General features: G+C 57.6%; 12 protein-coding genes, 1 tRNA gene and 2 pseudogenes. 8 read left to right on the forward strand and 7 right to left on the reverse strand.

Features of this window, described 5'->3' with window-relative positions; genetic code table 11:
* Window positions 1-33: 33 nt before the first annotated feature.
* The 3 genes and pseudogenes from ACQR1H_RS31245 to ACQR1H_RS31255 all read right to left on the reverse strand — a co-directional run.
* Window positions 34-1,231: pseudogene (locus ACQR1H_RS31245) on the reverse strand (IS3 family transposase).
* 542 nt (window positions 1,232-1,773) lie between these two features.
* Window positions 1,774-2,832 carry a carboxylesterase family protein gene (locus ACQR1H_RS31250; protein WP_434908679.1) on the reverse strand — a complete coding sequence of 353 codons (1,059 nt, stop codon included), beginning with the start codon at window positions 2,830-2,832 and terminating at the stop codon, window positions 1,774-1,776.
* A gap of 43 nt (window positions 2,833-2,875) precedes the next feature.
* Window positions 2,876-3,067 (reverse strand): annotated as a pseudogene (locus ACQR1H_RS31255) (carboxylesterase family protein); the annotation flags it as partial.
* Between the two features lie 456 nt (window positions 3,068-3,523).
* Here ACQR1H_RS31255 and ACQR1H_RS31260 point away from each other — a divergent pair.
* Entirely contained in the window at window positions 3,524-4,195 is a 672-nt protein-coding gene (locus ACQR1H_RS31260; RefSeq protein ID WP_434908680.1) for a hypothetical protein, read from the forward strand.
* Window positions 4,196-4,214: 19 nt separating this feature from the next.
* Here the strand turns inward: ACQR1H_RS31260 and ACQR1H_RS31265 are convergent, their stop codons facing one another.
* Both ACQR1H_RS31265 and ACQR1H_RS31270 read right to left on the reverse strand, forming a co-directional pair.
* Window positions 4,215-5,990, reverse strand: a complete 1,776-nt coding sequence (locus ACQR1H_RS31265; RefSeq protein ID WP_434908681.1) for a tetratricopeptide repeat protein — start codon at window positions 5,988-5,990, stop codon at window positions 4,215-4,217.
* 128 nt (window positions 5,991-6,118) lie between these two features.
* Window positions 6,119-6,703 carry a hypothetical protein gene (locus tag ACQR1H_RS31270; RefSeq protein WP_434908682.1) on the reverse strand — a complete coding sequence of 195 codons (585 nt, stop codon included), beginning with the start codon at window positions 6,701-6,703 and terminating at the stop codon, window positions 6,119-6,121.
* Window positions 6,704-6,966: 263 nt separating this feature from the next.
* Here ACQR1H_RS31270 and ACQR1H_RS31275 point away from each other — a divergent pair.
* Window positions 6,967-7,050 (forward strand) — tRNA-Ser (locus ACQR1H_RS31275).
* A 480-nt stretch (window positions 7,051-7,530) separates the two neighbouring features.
* Window positions 7,531-8,265: a hypothetical protein gene (locus ACQR1H_RS31280; RefSeq protein WP_434885907.1), complete on the forward strand. Its 735-nt coding sequence runs from the start codon at window positions 7,531-7,533 to the stop codon at window positions 8,263-8,265.
* 46 nt (window positions 8,266-8,311) lie between these two features.
* On the opposite strand, the gene ACQR1H_RS31285 is transcribed toward ACQR1H_RS31280, so the two are convergent.
* Window positions 8,312-8,722: a hypothetical protein gene (locus tag ACQR1H_RS31285; RefSeq protein ID WP_434908683.1), complete on the reverse strand. Its 411-nt coding sequence runs from the start codon at window positions 8,720-8,722 to the stop codon at window positions 8,312-8,314.
* A 49-nt stretch (window positions 8,723-8,771) separates the two neighbouring features.
* On the opposite strand from ACQR1H_RS31285, the gene ACQR1H_RS31290 reads away from it, so the two are divergent.
* Window positions 8,772-9,167: a hypothetical protein gene (locus ACQR1H_RS31290; RefSeq protein ID WP_434885909.1), complete on the forward strand. Its 396-nt coding sequence runs from the start codon at window positions 8,772-8,774 to the stop codon at window positions 9,165-9,167.
* Window positions 9,168-9,234: 67 nt separating this feature from the next.
* On the opposite strand, the gene ACQR1H_RS31295 is transcribed toward ACQR1H_RS31290, so the two are convergent.
* Window positions 9,235-10,635, reverse strand: a complete 1,401-nt coding sequence (locus ACQR1H_RS31295) for a DUF2130 domain-containing protein (protein ID WP_434885910.1) — start codon at window positions 10,633-10,635, stop codon at window positions 9,235-9,237.
* A 293-nt stretch (window positions 10,636-10,928) separates the two neighbouring features.
* Between ACQR1H_RS31295 and ACQR1H_RS31300 the strand changes: the two genes are divergently transcribed.
* Genes ACQR1H_RS31300 through ACQR1H_RS31315 form a run of 4 tightly spaced genes read left to right on the forward strand, consistent with a single transcriptional unit; the run spans window position 10,929 to window position 14,823 of the window.
* Window positions 10,929-11,414, forward strand: coding sequence for a DUF4236 domain-containing protein (locus ACQR1H_RS31300; RefSeq protein WP_434885911.1), 486 nt, complete (start codon window positions 10,929-10,931; stop codon window positions 11,412-11,414).
* Between the two features lie 11 nt (window positions 11,415-11,425).
* The gene (locus tag ACQR1H_RS31305) at window positions 11,426-12,091 is read left to right on the forward strand and encodes a vWA domain-containing protein (RefSeq protein ID WP_434885912.1); all 666 of its coding nucleotides are present in this window, start codon (window positions 11,426-11,428) and stop codon (window positions 12,089-12,091) included.
* Between the two features lie 4 nt (window positions 12,092-12,095).
* A complete protein-coding gene (locus ACQR1H_RS31310; RefSeq protein ID WP_434908684.1) occupies window positions 12,096-12,899 on the forward strand; it encodes a PP2C family serine/threonine-protein phosphatase in 804 nt (267 codons plus the stop codon).
* On the forward strand, window positions 12,886-14,823 hold the full coding sequence (locus ACQR1H_RS31315) for a hypothetical protein (protein WP_434885914.1): 1,938 nt from the start codon (window positions 12,886-12,888) through the stop codon (window positions 14,821-14,823). Before ACQR1H_RS31310 ends, ACQR1H_RS31315 begins: the two co-directional genes overlap by 14 nt.
* Window positions 14,824-14,825 lie beyond the last annotated feature (2 nt).

The following is a 14,825-nucleotide window of genomic DNA, read 5'->3' on the forward strand; positions in this document are numbered from 1 at the left end:
GCACTTCCCCTACCCTGACCTTGCCCCCAAGTTTTATCCAGGTCTGAGTTCGTTCGGGCGGTGGTTTTGAAGTGCTCCCGAAAACTAGGCCAGTCGAGACTGGAATTTTCCGGGTAGCGGCGGGAGCTGGCGCGGAGCCTTCGACACAGCGCAGCGCCAGATCCCGCCGCGGATTGCAGGCGGTGGCGAACTCGGATGGCGTCTTCCATCCGAGCTGGGAGTGCGGCCGAGCGTCGTTATAGTCGGCCAGGCAGCATCGCGACGCGGGCCTGTGCGAGCGGGTCTCGTTCAGCAGTTCATCCCGCAGGCGGCCGTTGAAGCTCTCAATGAAGGCGTTCCGCATAGGCTTCTCCAGTGCGATGTAGTGCCAGGCGATGCGGCTCTGATCGGCCCATGTCAGGATGGCATTGCTGGTGAGTTCGCTCCCGTTGTCATTCACCATCATCCCGGGCTTGCCGCGCTCGGCGACCAGCCGATCCAGCTCCCGAGCGACCCGGGCGCCCAAGAGTGAGGTGTCGGCCACCAGCGCCAGCCATTCGCGGGTGCAGTCATCGACCACGATCAGGATGCGGAGGCGCCGGCCATCGGTCGTCTGATCCGACACAAAGTCGAGCGATCAGCGATCATTCGCGAGCAGCGGCACCGTCATTGCGCTCATGTGCCGAGGGCCCGCTTGCGGCCACCTCTGCGGCGCTCCGTGAGCCGTTCCTCCCGGTACAGCCGGAACAGCTTCTTGTGATTGACCAGGTAGCCCTCCCGCTTGAGCAGCACGTGCAGGCGACGATAGCCGAAGCGGTGGCGCTCAAGGGCGATCGCCCTCATGCGCTGCCGCAGTCCGGCATCCTCGGCCCGCCCCGTCTGATATCTGACCGTCATGCGACAACAGCCGATGGCTTTACACGCCCGCCGTTCGGTCCTCCCGTGAACGCCCGCGAGATGCGCGACAGCTTTCCGCTTGGCCGCGGGCGTTACCACTTCTTTCCCAGGAGATCCTTCAGTGCGGCATTTTCCAGCATGACGTCCGCCAGCAGTCGCTTGAGCCGCGTGTTCTCGTCCTCCAGCGTCTTCAGCCGCTTGGCCTCCGAGACGTCCATTCCACCGAACTTGGCCTTCCACTTGTAGATGCTGCCGTCGCTCACGCCATGCTTGCGGCACAGATCGGCGACCGGACGGCCTGCCTCTCCTTGCAAATCCCGATGATCTGTTCTTCCGTAAAGCGGCTGCGCTTCATGCTCTGGTCCTCGTTGGGGCCAGAACGAACTTCAAACTGGATTGTGCCCGAGGGGCAAGGTCACACCGACCCGCCACTTCTGGTCTACCCCAATCAACGGACATATTCCGATACTGTCCAGATTGAAAACGAGCCGCGCGCGGGCGCGCGTATTTCGAAAGCGCGACCGAGACGCTCCTACAGCGGTCACCTATCGATGGTCTGACTCACCTGCCCCAGCATCTTCGAGCCGCGCGAGCACAGCGTATACGGCCCCTAGCAATATCGCCGATTGACGAAACCTGCGCGAGAGCGCCAGCTTGGAAGGGTTTCGGCAGTTGAATACTTTCAAGGCGCATTCGGACAAGAGGTACCTCAAAGCGCTATTGAACCGTAATAGCTTTTCCGGCTTGTCCGAATCAGTGCAGGCTCCAGAACGCCCCGTTGAGCCCATCCATGGCTGGAGACCTGTCAGGTTACCCAGAACACAATCCGCCTTATCGAGGAGCAGCGGGCCGCCTAAAGTGATGGCCGCGCAGTTTATGGTTCGCATCGGTGCGCATTCATTGCGAGTTGAGCTTGCCGTATAGTGCATCAAAGAATTCGTAGCGATCGCGGTGCAGCTCCCCACGCATGCCGATCTCCTTGCCGAGTTCCATCACCTGCCCGCCGCCGTTCGGCTTGTAAGCGCTCCATCGCGGCAGACCAAGTCCGTTGGGGTCGCCGGTCTTCGCAAAGTTCGCCCAATAGGACAACATGGCATCGGCGAGATGCCGGTCGTCCGTTTCCCACGGCCAGTCGCGCACGCCGAGCGTGTTGAAGACATAGTAGAGCTCTGCGCTGTGGTAGACGCCGGGCGCGGTGAGCGGGCCGATCGACGACAGCGGCGCGCCGGGCGGGCGGCGGATGAAATAATAACGGTAGACAGCGGGCCTGCCAGTGGCCGCGGCCCGCTCCGCCCAGGCCCAGCCGCCATATCCGATGATCTCGTCGCCGAACAGCGCCGCAAAGGCCGCCTTGTGCTCATCGGGCGTCGATCCCGGCGGGTAGAGTTTTAGAACCTGCTCAGCTTGGTCCTTGAACTGGGCGCGGACGCGATCGGCATAGGAGGGGGCGCCCGCCGAAAAGCTGACGCGCGCGGTGAACAACGTCCCCTCATCGGCATTCCAGCTGACCAGGAGCGGCACGTCGTTCTGCCGGCCCTTGGAGAAAGCCTGCGCCGGATGCTCGGTCACCACATGACCGTCGACGACACCGAAGCCGTAGGTGATCGGCTCCTTCAAAATGGCCTCCAACAGCTCGGCGGCCGGCCGTGCGCGCAACTCCGCAAGCGAAGGCTCTCCAAGCGAGGCGACGAAATCGGCACCGTCGCGCTCGCCGGCCGCAAGCGGCTTCGGCCCGAAGGCCTTGATCGGCGTCAGCGCACCGCCGCTCTCGCCGATCGCGCGCGCGAACAGGCCTTTCGCTAGCGGCGAGGTCATCAGCGCGCTGATATCGAGCGAGCCGGCCGATTCGCCGAACATGGTCACGCGGCTCGGATCGCCGCCGAAGACCGAAATATTGTTCTGCACCCATTTCAGCGCCGCGATCTGGTCCAAGGGCCCGGTAATTGCCCGACGCATGCGTGTCGGATTCCTTTGTCAGCTCAGGGGTGGCCAGAAAGCCGAAGATGTCGAGCCGGTAGTTGATCGTCACGACCACCACGCCCTTGCTGGCCAAGCGCGCGCCGTCATACTCGGGCTGGGAGCCCGCGCCGTTGAGATTGCTACCGCCTTGGATCCACACCATCACGGCCAGCTTCTCGGCTGCTGATGTCGGGTTGAATGGATCGATGTCGCCGAGCCGGTTGTTCTGCATGCAGCGCGCGCCCCACCCGGTGGCAGTTGGCAGGTAGATTTCGCTGAACGGAAGAAGCGCGCGATACCTACGACGGAAGCGCCCCTTCAACTTTTCACGAACGCGCGGCCAGACTACACTAAAGCGCAATTACGATCAGCCACCGGCATTTCATCTGCTTCACTGAATCGGTTTTCGCATTGGGATGTGTTTGGCAAATTACCGGCAATGGGAGGTCGATCACGTAAGGCCGCTGTCGTCGGCGCGAACGCTGAGCGAGCTGATTGCTCTGTGCCACTTCACGAATCTTCAACCGCTGTGGCGCAGTGAGAATCTAAGGAAGGGCGGGGCGTAGTGCCCCGTCCTAAAACACGCGTACGCACCTGTCTTTTCGACGTTTGGCGCGCATCCCCTGATTGACAGCAACGCCTTTTACTCGATGATGCCGTCCAAGGACTTGGAATGGGAGGCGGTCAAATGGTTGCCAAACTGGCACGTGTCGCATTGCGGGCGGCGCTCCTCGTAGTCGTATTGGCCGCCATGAGCAGGGTTTCTTTTGCTCAATCCCCTCAATGTATGCCGGGCGGAAGCTGTTGTATCAACGGCACTTGCGGCACGCTAGAACAATTCAAGCGGAACGCGACAATCGTCTGCCTGCAAGCGGATGCAATCGAGAACAAATCTCTTCCGCAAAGCATCGAGTGGGCCGGCCGGTGCACGGCGGCGCAAATGATGGCGGGACGAGTTGAAGAGACGCAACTGGCCAACGCCAAAGAACATCGGCAGGCGCTCGAAGCACAGCGTAGGCTTCGCGAAATGGGCGCACCGATGCCGCCAGAAGACCCTATGGTGATCGCGAAAGACGAGATGGTCGCGGCGATCACTGAATGTAGGAATAAGAGAATTGAAGGCACGTTGAAGACCTTTGTTGCGTCGGCCGAGTGTGCCAATCCTCGCATCATCGAAGCGTTTAGCAAAGCCAAGTACCGCTACATGGACCTCATCGCGGCATTCAATGCGAAGCGCCTTCAAATATCCGAGCGCGTTGACAGAGAGGAACTCGCCGAAGCCGACGCACAAACTGAAAGTCAAAGGCTCTTCGCCAGTATCGTCGAGGCCGAGCGGCAACGCGACGCCATGCGGAAGTGACTGCGCGAGTGAACCACCGTTACCGCTTGCAAACACCATCATAAAGCGTTTCGCCGAGCGTGTCTGGCACGACGGCCGCCCAGCCGCTTCTGCCCTCATAGCTTCCTGTCAAATTGCCTATCCCATCGTAGCTTGCCGACGAAATCGTACGTATCCGCCGCGCGCCGCAGTTTAGTTCGAATTGCTGCACCGAATACGGGCTGTTCTCGTCGCGAGCCTGCTTCACCCAAATGTTTACGGCTTCGCCGCGCTCGTCATTGAACGTCTTCATGTCGATGTAGAGGCGCGCATTTTTCAGTGGGCCGATCTCGCGCCAGCGGTCTATCGCATCGGTAGCGTCGTTATATCCGCGCGCAGCACGCCGGAAGTCGAGTTTGGCGGCGTGCCAATTACCCGCTTTGAGGTTGGCGTCCGAACGCTTGAGAAAAAGGTCGCCGATCACGAAGTTTGGGAAGCCAAAGGAACCATTTCCAGTCAGAAACTTTCCTGCAAAATCTTCATACTTCCAATCCGGGTAGAAGGTCTGCTGTAACTTTCGCGCGACTGCATCGTCCGTTGCTGTCCTATATTCAGGGTAAAGTGCTCGGAATTGACGGATGTTGGCAAGCAGCACTTGCCCTCCTAGTTCAAGGGAAAGTGCAGCTGTTAAATCTCTGACGGACAGGTCCCATTGTCGCGTTTTGATATAAGCATCCGCGCGCGCCTGATAGCTTTCTGAGTGCTGTAGCTGACGCTCCCCCTTCTTGATCACTTCACTGAGATCCAAAATCGCAGCGAAAGTGTCGCCGATCTCGATTTTGGCCAGAGCGCGATCATTGAGGCTAACAAGATCTTTCGGATCGGCCACAAGTGCTCTGTCGTAGTCGGCAATCGCCTGTCGCCACTTCTTCAAGTGAGAATACATCAATGCGCGCTCTTTAAGTGCCCAGACGTTCTCGTTGTCGAATGCCAGAATTTGATCAAGCAAGTTGATCATCGTGTTATTCAGTTGATCGTGTTGAGGATCGTAAATACTCATCATTTGAAAAAAGAATGTTTTGAGAAATACCTCGGCCTTGAAGAGATGCGGCAACGCGGAGGCTGGATTTATCTTGGCGGCCGTATCGAAGTCATCAAACGTGCGGCTGAGTAAAGCTTTCTTCGTGGTCTCATTTTGTTCAAAAAATACGAAGAAGCCGTGATAGAGTCCTCGGAACAAATATGGTCGATAATCGCGGGCGAAGCGTTGCACCAGCTCGTCCAAATCTGTTTCGGTCCAGACGCAGACCGGGCCAGTTTTCTCCGGCTTTACGCCGCCGCTGTTCGAAAATTCTAAAGCCTTGCTGAGATCGGAACGAGTAGCTTGTTCTAGGTCGTTGATCGCGGCGACGTAGTCGCCGTTCAGATATTCGATTTTAGCTCGCGTTGCGAGCAGTGACCCAAACGGCGTTTTTCCGGCTCGAGAACCGCTGACGGATTTGAGGGCGCGGCCCACGTCTGCCGAGATCGCGGCACGATCATTACCGGCATCACAGAGCGCGAAAGCCCGCATAACGTAGCCATCTGAAAAATCGGGATACTGTGCAAGAATCTGATTGAGTGCTGGCAACAGTGTTGATGGCTTGCTGTTGTCGGAGGCTTTCAGCGCGTCGCCAAGCATTCGCTCCGGCGCAGTCAATTCGATTTTTTTGATCGGAAGCGGCTCGACCCGCATCTCTTCCGGTTCCAACACACCGGGTATCAAGACCGGGCTTTGCTGAGCCGTGGCAGTCGGGTTCGTCAAAGCAGAAGTCGCGGCGAAGACGAGCGCTTCCAAACTAGGTATCCAGAATCGACGCATCTAACCGCGCCCCCGTCCCGAAAAGGCGCAACCTAGACGGTCCGCTAAATGTCAGCAAGCGGTTTCCGCCTTTTCGCAATCGCTTCCGCAACCTTGCGCTCCGTTCAAATAAGAAGCCGTCGGCGGATTGGGGGGATAGTTAGTTCAGTTTGAGCTTCGCTCGTAGCTCCCAGATTTTGCTCTACACGTTGATTGAGAGCTTCTTCGTTAATTCCAAGCTTCTCGCGCACCGGTTTGGTCGCTATTCGTACATCTATGTCAAGCTGCTCAAGCGTATCGGCGTCCTTTGATAGTTCAGCGATCATTTCGTCGCGACCGATCTTGGTCATGAATTTTTCGGCGATCGAAGGCCAATAGTGATGCGCCAGGAAATTGCGCCGCAACGTTGCGTCCATAATCCGCTTGCGCAACTCCTCGTCGAATATCGGGTGCTTGGATACCCCCATGTTGAGGGTCCCCATTGTCTTCTTTGCCTGTTTTCGCATAAAGGCGTCCAACTCAGTAGCGAATGCCTTCGGATCGAAGCTCTTTCCATTGTCTTTAATAATCTTTTCGCGCGCCGGTGTAAGAAACTCTACCTGCAAAAGCGTCTGGATCATGCTCAACTCCACGACGTTCGCCATATACATGGCACGTCCGAACCGAGCGAATACTTCAACGATTTGTGGATCATCCTCTTTGTCGATCATTTCGCGCGCTCGCAGCTTTGGAACCTTGAGATGCAGAACACACCTACGCTTCGTCAAAAATTCTCGGCAAACTTTTTCGCGCGGGCATCCTATAGAATTTGGCGCTCGATTGTCCCCCGTGGCCCTCGCTTGATTCGCGTCGCGGCCACAGCTCGGTCACAACGGTCACACCAATTGCGTCTACTTGGACTTGACGTTTGGGAGGGCTTCCCCCTAACCTAAGGTCGTTGATCGCCTGTGTTTTCAGGTACTTTGGAGGCTAAGCACCAAAGAAAAGCCACCCACTGACCGGTTGAGTTGCCCTCCGAAGGCAAAGGTCACACGTTCGAATCGTGTCGGGTGCGCCAATAGATTCAACAATTTGCGCGAATCCTGGCCATCGCGCAAAAATCGAAACTCACCACGGACTCACCAATAAAATTCTGGGTATGGCGTATGATCGGCGACCGACCGTCCGGGGGCGCATGCGCAGATCGTACCCGCAACCCAAGCGGCTGACAGCCTCCCATCTCAGCCGGGAGGCTGAAGCTCGCTCTCACCATCAGCCAACCGGCAACTTCAATGTGGGATGTTCCGCTGCTCGTACATCGATGCCCAGTCACCGGCTTGTCTCGAAAGCTGGGCCAAGGTCCTGAAGGCGGAAAATTGGGCCATCTTCTCTATCGCGCGTCCTACGCCTCCCAGGCCGCGAACTGGCTCCTTCAAAAGAGCCATTGGGTGAATGAAATCACGCCGGAAGTCGAACAGCCGAAGGTTGAGGACGAGATACCCTACTAGCGGAACGCCCCAGTGATCTTTACGCTGGGGCTTTCTGCTGGCGATTCCCTATGACAATCGACGATTTGATCAAAATCACTACCGCGGTGACGGGCCTTCTCAAGACCATTGTGTGGCCCATCGTGGTCCTATGGATCGTTCTGAAGTTTGCGCCGCTCATCCGAGACTTCCTGGCCGACATGACGGAAGGCTCCCTCAAGGCATTTGGGGTCGAAGCCACCGCCAAGCGAAAGGCGGCCATACACCTTGCTACGGCCGAGTTGGTGAAATATACCCGCCAGAGTGACGCGAAAGATACAATCGCGTTCAGAACGGACGATTCCATTCGGTCCGCCGAGACTGCCACCCAAAACCGACTGCTTCACCGCCTGGTGGGTTGCAGAGCCCTCTGGGTTGACGACAACCCCGGAGAGACGTTCTACGAACGCAGCGCGCTGACGAGCCTAGGACTGGAGCTTGTAATCGCAACCGACACACAATCAGCCATAGCGCTCGCGGTCAAAGAGCACTTTGACGTGGCTATCATCCTGCCTCGCCATATCCTCCCGTCCGATGGTGCTGACCGTCTGTTTGAATCCCTACTTGGTTCCAGCGTCCCATACATATTCTACGGCAAGCCCGTTGGGGACGATGCCGTTACCAAAGCAGCGGCTAAATGGTCCATGGCGACGGTAACGCGAGCGTCTAACCTGCCTTTAGCTATAGCAAAGAACATTGGCTATATGACCGGCTCGGACGCGATGCAATCCTATGTTGGATATCGAGAAGACCTAAAGCGGCATTAAGCCATGTTTGGCACAAGGTACCAACTCTGAACGCCGATACTCAGCCCTATAATCCGTCGGGCTTATACTCTGGCTTCTCAAGCCCCTTCTCCAGATAGATCCGATGGAAAAGATTGATGACCCGATTGGTGTAAGCATTGATGTCATTCGCCGCCTCCAGCAGTCTCTCCCGCGTTGAAGAAGCCTGCATCAGCTCAAACTGACCCTCGCCCTTCCGCTCGTACATGCGAAGCGAGAACCTGTGATTGCCCTTCCTGTCGACTTCGAGGTCAGCCCAACCGTGTGACATGAACTTCCTTATGTCGTCGAACTCGGCCAAGCCGTCGCAGACCTCTTCCAGTTCCTTTCGGTAGGCTTCGTATCCCTCGCGTTCAGCGATGCGCTTGGCGGCCTTTAGCCGAGCCGCAACCAAGTAGGGAAACTTCAGCTCCAACTTAACCGCGATGTCGGCGAGCAAGAATTCAACCTGAGAATAGGACGTGATGATCCGACCACGCAGGTAAACGATGTCGTCGACCAGCTTCTTGTTCTCATCCGATACGCCGTCAGAGTTCAGCATTGTTCACCTACAGCAAGCGCGGCACAATCAGAACGAGGAGGACAATCAAAATCGCCGCTCCGATTCGGTAAAGTTAGAGCGCATCGAGCACCCGCGGAATGCCGGCTTCATCATCTTCGACGACGGTCAGGCCAAGCTTAACCGACAACTTCTCTTACCCGACCGGCCTGTCGTCGTTCAGGTCGAAGGGCTTGAGCCCACGGAAGAGCAGATCGAGATGTGCCGCCATCTCTGGGTACGCCTCTATGAGGCGATGGACTTCCCGTCGGCGTCGTTCTGCCCAGTCCTTCTACCCCACCAACGCCGGATCATGACGCCCATCGAGACGATCCCGGCTGCTTAGTACATCAAAAACGCCAGCTATCAATTCAGGCGTGTTAGGTAGACACACTGTAGTCCAAGCATGCGCCTCATTCAGCAGCCTGGCTTTTCAGCTCCGCGAACTTCGCTGCCATCGTTGGATTGCCCCGAGTCAGCTTCTTGATCGTCACGTCCTGTGCCTTGTCGTTCGCAAGGCGCAGGTTGCGGTCCGCGCCGATCAGCGCGTCCTTTGTTTTCTGGAGATGATCGATCGATTTATCAATCTCGGTGATCGCCGTTTGGAAATGCCTGGAGGCAAGATCATAATTCTTCGCGAACCCGCTCTTGAACGTCTCCAGCTGGTTTTCAAACTGTGTGATATCGATGTTCTGCGCCTTAACGAGCGCTAGCTCTGTCCTATACTTCAGCGAATTGAGAGAAGCATTCCGCAGCAGCGTGATCATCGGCAGGAAGAACTGCGGCCGGATGACGTACATCTTCGAATATCGATGGAAAACGTCGACAATGCCCGCGTTGTAGAGTTCGCTGTCAGGTTCGAGTAGCGAGACTAGAATGGCATATTCGCAGCCCTTCTCATTGCGATCCCTGTCGAGCTCCTTCAAAAAATCTTCATTCTTGCTCTTCGTGGTGGTTTTATCGCTCTCGTTCTTCATCTCGAACATGATGGAGACGATTTCCGTGCCGGCGTCATCCGAGTCCCGAAAGATGTAATCGCCCTTGCTGCCGGTCCGCGCGTCGTTGTCTTTCTCGAAGTAGGCCCTCGGAAAAGCCATCGATCGCACCCGGTTGAACTCGGTCTCACAGTGCTGTTCGAGGGTCTCACCAACCATCTTGGTCGAGAGGCGCGCCTTCATATCCTTGAGGCGCTCGATCGAGGCGTCACGATCCTTGATCTGCGTTTCGTACTTGTCCTTGAGCGACTGTTCGGCCAGTTGCTTTTCAAGCTGGACCTGCTTGATGCCGTTTTTCAGCTCATCGCGCTCCTTCTCGATGACGCTAACCGCTTCGGTCATGGCGAGCTTCTTCTCAAGCTCAACGGCCTGAACCTTGGCCTTCAGCTCTTGGATTTCTTTTTCCTTGGCAGCAGTGATTTTATGCTGCTCGCTAGCCAGAAGGGCTTCAGCGAGCTCCGAGGCCACTTTTTTTTCACGCTCGGACTCAGCTAGCGCATTCGCGAGCCTGTCACGCTCCTTTTCGACGGCGCCAAGCGCTTCGGCGACCGCGAGCCTCTGGGCGACGTCACGTCGCTCAAGCTTAGACTTCAACTCCTGGATTTCCACGTCCTTAGCAGCCGCTGTCCTCTGCAGATCGCTGCTCACTTTGGCCTTGGCCAATTCAACAGCGCTCTGCTTCTCCCTTTCGGCCAATTCCAATCGTTCGTGGAGTTGCTGCACGAAATCGGCATCACGGACCTGCTTAAGAATCTCGGCATAGCCGGACTCATCGACCTTGAAGGCCTTCGTACAGTGGGGACAGATGATCTCGTGCATGGTTCCTGTCCGGCTCGGTGCAGCTGTTTTCAATCAAATGGCATTGACCGACAGAGTCGGGACACATGAGAACAAAGATAGAACACATCAAAATGGAAGGTCAAGCCGGGAGCCACAATTTTGCGCACTGTGCGTGGGCAATCCCCATCTTTCGAGCGCCGAAGCAGCCGCACGAGGACGCCTACTGGCAAACGGTACTATTCTGCTTTGGACGTAAAGTCGTATCTGCAGACCCCTACGGGAGGTTGAAAACTCTGTCCTTTTGATGAATTATTTCAACCAAGGGGAGAGAAATGGGGCTGCGCTTCCGTAAGTCGATAAAGCTGATACCGGGCGTGCGCCTCAACATTGGATTGAGGCGCTCCAGCCTCTCGCTTGGAGGAAAGGGCTTCACTTACAACGTGGGCTCAAGCGCTCCCTCACGCCTGACCGTTGGAATCCCTGGGTCCGGCCTATCCTATTCCACGACCGTGCAGCCCCCGGCCCCCTCCGCGTTCATCGCTAGCCCGTTGCCCACGCGCAGACGCTACTCGGCCACACCTTTCGTCATCATCGCTTTCGTGCTCGGGCTGATCTTCATCGTCGTCAGCCGTCCGGAGCCCGTCCCCAGTGAGGCCTCGCTGCCCGTAGCGCCAGTGGCCGAGATCACCGGCCCACTCGCTCAATCTTCCCCCGATCAATATTTCTCCATTGAAGGCTCCATCCCCCTGCCGCGGCCTCGGCCGAAGATGCGGTCGGATAGCGTCGGTCCGCCGCTGCAATTAGCACCACAACAATAGTGAGAGAATCGATGTCAGGATTTGAGCAGGTCGGCTTTGGAAGCGACGATTTTACCAGCAATCCGGAGCCGCGGTGTCCCTGCCTGCTGCTGTTGGATACATCGCACTCCATGCAAGGGCGAGCGATATCGGAATTGAATCGCGGCATAGCGACGCTGAAGGACCAGTTGGCGAATGATGCGTTGGCGATGAAGCGGGTGGAGATCGCTGTCGTCGCCTTCGGTCCGGTCAATATCGAGTCTGGCTTTCAGACCCCCGATTTCTGGCACCCGCCGACGCTGTCCACGACAGGCGATACGCCCATGGGCGCCGCGATCGAGCAAGGCATCGAGCTACTGCGCGAGCGCAAGCAGCGGTACAAGGACAATGGTGTCTCTTACTACCGCCCGTGGATCTTCCTGATTACCGATGGCGCCCCAACCGACAGTTGGCAGCGGGCGGCGCAACTCGTGAAAGACGGCGAGGAAAAGAAGGAGTTCTCGTTCTTTGCCATCGGCGTGGCCAACGCGGATATGGGTATTCTCGCTCAGATCGCGCCGCGTGGCCCCCTCAAGCTAGATGGTCTGAATTTTCGCGAACTTTTCATGTGGCTATCGAGTTCGTTGAGCCGTGTCTCCGCCTCCAACACCGGCGATCGTGTCGCTTTGCCGCCGCCAAGCGGCTGGACCGAAGTCTAGCTCGATGAGCTGGCGGATAGCCGCCACGTCTGCGATCGGCACGTCGCATACCAAGAATGGCCAGCCGTGCCAGGACAGCGTGCGCGTGAGGCTCGTACAGACGCCCAACGGGTCGGTCTTGATTTCTGCAGTTTCGGACGGCGCCGGCAGCGCGGCGCATTCTGAGATCGGCTCACGCGCGGCCGTGACGACCGCAACTTACCTGATTGAGAACTTCCTTGAGGCCGGTGGTTCGGTCGGAGCAATCGAGCGGGGCGGCGTCCTGAGCTGGCTTGCTCAAATACAGATGGCAATTTCGAGCTTTGCATCGGAGGCCCGTGCTTCAACTAGGGAGTTCGCATGTACCCTGCTCGTCGCGGTGATCGCTGCAGAGGAAGCTGTCTTTTTTCAAGTGGGCGACGGCGCGATGGTCGTTCGTGAGGAAGGGGATGAGGGCTGGTCCTACATTTTCTGGCCTCAGCATGGCGAGTACATCAACAGCACGAACTTCATCACCGCCAGCGATGCGGCGGATGTTCTGGAGTTCGCCGCAGTCTCGCGGCGCATCGAAAGCTTCTCAGCATTCTCCGACGGCATTGAGAACCTTGTTCTCCATTATGCAACCAAGAGCGTCCACGATCCTTTTTTCAACAATATGATCGCTCCCGTCCGTCAGGCATTGAACGAAGGGCTAGACGATGAATTGTCGGCCAGTTTGTTGAATTATTTGAACTCGGAACGCGTTTGCGCACGCACTGATGATGATAAATCGCTTGTGCTCGCGACACGGCACGAACCAACCCTCGTCTCCGCCGATGCCACTTCCTGAAGTCGTTGATCTTTCCGGCCGCCAAATTCACCTTGATGCTCTGATCGGTCAAGGCGGAGAGGGCGCGGTCTATGGCATCCGATCCTCTGAAAACCTGGTGGCCAAGGTCTATCATCGGCCACTTACTGAGGAAAGAGCGGCCAAGATCCAGTTCATGTCGTCGCTGTCAAACGGCATGCTGAACCAGGTGTCTGCGTGGCCCACCGGTCTTTTGCTGGCGAAGTCCGGGCGTGCCCCCGTCGGATTGTTGCTGCCCCGCGTCAAAAACGCCAAGGACATCCACAAGCTCTACAGCCCCAAAAGCCGCCTCACCGAATTCACCCGCGCGGATTGGCGCTTCTTGGTCCGTGCCTGCACGAACACCGCGAGGGCGTTCGGCGCCGTACATGCCACAGGCAGTATTATTGGCGACATCAATGAGGGAAGCGTTCTGGTCGCGCCCGATGCGACGGTCAAGCTGATCGATTGCGATAGCTTTCAGATCACGGATCAGGGCAAGCTCTATCTTTGCGAGGTCGGCGTCGAGACGTTCACGCCGCCCGAGCTACAAGGCAAGAACCTTCGTCACACTATAAGAACGGTGAACCACGACAGCTTTGGCCTCGCGGTGATGCTGTTCCTACTCTTGTTCATGGGTAGGCACCCTTTCGCAGGTCGTTTCCTCGGCCGGGGCGATATGCCGATCCCGAAAGCGATTTCGGAACTCAGGTTTGCTTATAGCGCCATGCGCGCGGACGTTCAGATGGAGAGGCCGCCAAACACGCCGCCGCTATCTAGCGTCGGCGACGAAGTCGCGTTTTTGTTCGAGCGTGCCTTCGCGAAGCAGATGATCAACGGTGGCAGGCCGGAGCCGCAGGATTGGGTTCAAGCACTAGTCGGTCTCGAGAAGAACCTTGTCCAATGCCGCACCAATCCATCCCACTGGCACCATAACGCTGTCGCTTGCCCGTGGTGCCCGATGGAAGCGGCCGCCCGGGCCGAGCTGTTCCCGTTCGTTTCCCCCGGGCCCGATTTCAGCGCGTTCGATCTCACGGCGCTCTGGCGCCAGATCGAGGCAATACAAAGCCCCGGCCCCGCCCCGAACATTCAAGCCACGCGGCCGGCGCCCAGCGCTGAAGCCGTTTCGGTCGCGAACTCATTCCGCCGCGCCAACGTGGTGGCCTTTGCGATGGCTCTAGCCATAGGCGGAATTGGTGTGTTCGGCGGCTTGAGCGCGCCGGCCCCTCTACTGTTTCTTATCGCAGCGCTGATCACCTTCTTTGGCGCGCGTAGATGGCTCGACAAGTCCAGCGATGTTTACAAATTCCGGGATGCCGAGGCCAAAGCGCGGGGCACGTGGCTCCGCGCCCAGCAGGAATGGGCCGAACGGGCTGGCTCCGCCGCGTTCGATGGCAAGAAGCAGGAGGTCCTGCGCTTAAGGGCCTTGCTAGATTACCTTCCGACGTTGAGGAAATCGAAGCTTGATCAACTCAGAACTTCAGTGAGGCAGGCTCAGCTGTCGCGCTATCTGGACCAGTTCGAAATCGACAAGGCGAGCATTGAGGGTATTGGCAACGGCCGTAAGCGCACGTTGCAATCGTATGGCATCGAGACGGCGGCCGACCTGTTGAGCACGGCGGTCGAGAACGTCCCGGGTTTCGGACCGAAACTCTGTGGAGCCCTCTACGCATGGCGCCAATCGGTCGAAGCGCGTTTCAAGTTCAACCCGGCGACCGGCGTCGATAAGCGTGACATCGACAAGATCGAGCATGAGATCACGGTGGAGCAGCGAAAGCTGGAACAGGCGGTTCGCAGTGGTTACGAGGAACTGAGACAGCTTCATGCGCGCGTGATCAACGCCAGAACGCAGCTGCAGGGCCCCGTCAACGCGGCGTATGCCGAGTACCTCCAGGCCGACGAAAACTATAAGGCTGTTTCAAGGTGAAG

Source organism: Bradyrhizobium sp. HKCCYLRH2015 (assembly GCF_051168215.1).
In the GTDB taxonomy this organism is placed as follows: domain Bacteria; phylum Pseudomonadota; class Alphaproteobacteria; order Rhizobiales; family Xanthobacteraceae; genus Bradyrhizobium.

Bases quoted from the DNA above. Each gene is read 5' to 3' on its own strand.
- ACQR1H_RS31315 (WP_434885914.1), top strand. From the start codon at position 12,886: ATGCCACTTCCTGAAGTCGTTGATCTTTCCGGCCGCCAAATTCACCTT.
- ACQR1H_RS31300 (WP_434885911.1), top strand. From the start codon at position 10,929: ATGGGGCTGCGCTTCCGTAAGTCGATAAAGCTGATACCGGGCGTGCGC.
- ACQR1H_RS31280 (WP_434885907.1), top strand. From the start codon at position 7,531: ATGACAATCGACGATTTGATCAAAATCACTACCGCGGTGACGGGCCTT.
- ACQR1H_RS31310 (WP_434908684.1), top strand. From the start codon at position 12,096: ATGAGCTGGCGGATAGCCGCCACGTCTGCGATCGGCACGTCGCATACC.
- ACQR1H_RS31295 (WP_434885910.1), bottom strand. From the start codon at position 10,635: ATGCACGAGATCATCTGTCCCCACTGTACGAAGGCCTTCAAGGTCGAT.
- ACQR1H_RS31260 (WP_434908680.1), top strand. From the start codon at position 3,524: ATGGTTGCCAAACTGGCACGTGTCGCATTGCGGGCGGCGCTCCTCGTA.
- ACQR1H_RS31250 (WP_434908679.1), bottom strand. From the start codon at position 2,832: ATGCGTCGGGCAATTACCGGGCCCTTGGACCAGATCGCGGCGCTGAAA.
- ACQR1H_RS31305 (WP_434885912.1), top strand. From the start codon at position 11,426: ATGTCAGGATTTGAGCAGGTCGGCTTTGGAAGCGACGATTTTACCAGC.
- ACQR1H_RS31290 (WP_434885909.1), top strand. From the start codon at position 8,772: ATGTCGTCGACCAGCTTCTTGTTCTCATCCGATACGCCGTCAGAGTTC.
- ACQR1H_RS31270 (WP_434908682.1), bottom strand. From the start codon at position 6,703: ATGATCGACAAAGAGGATGATCCACAAATCGTTGAAGTATTCGCTCGG.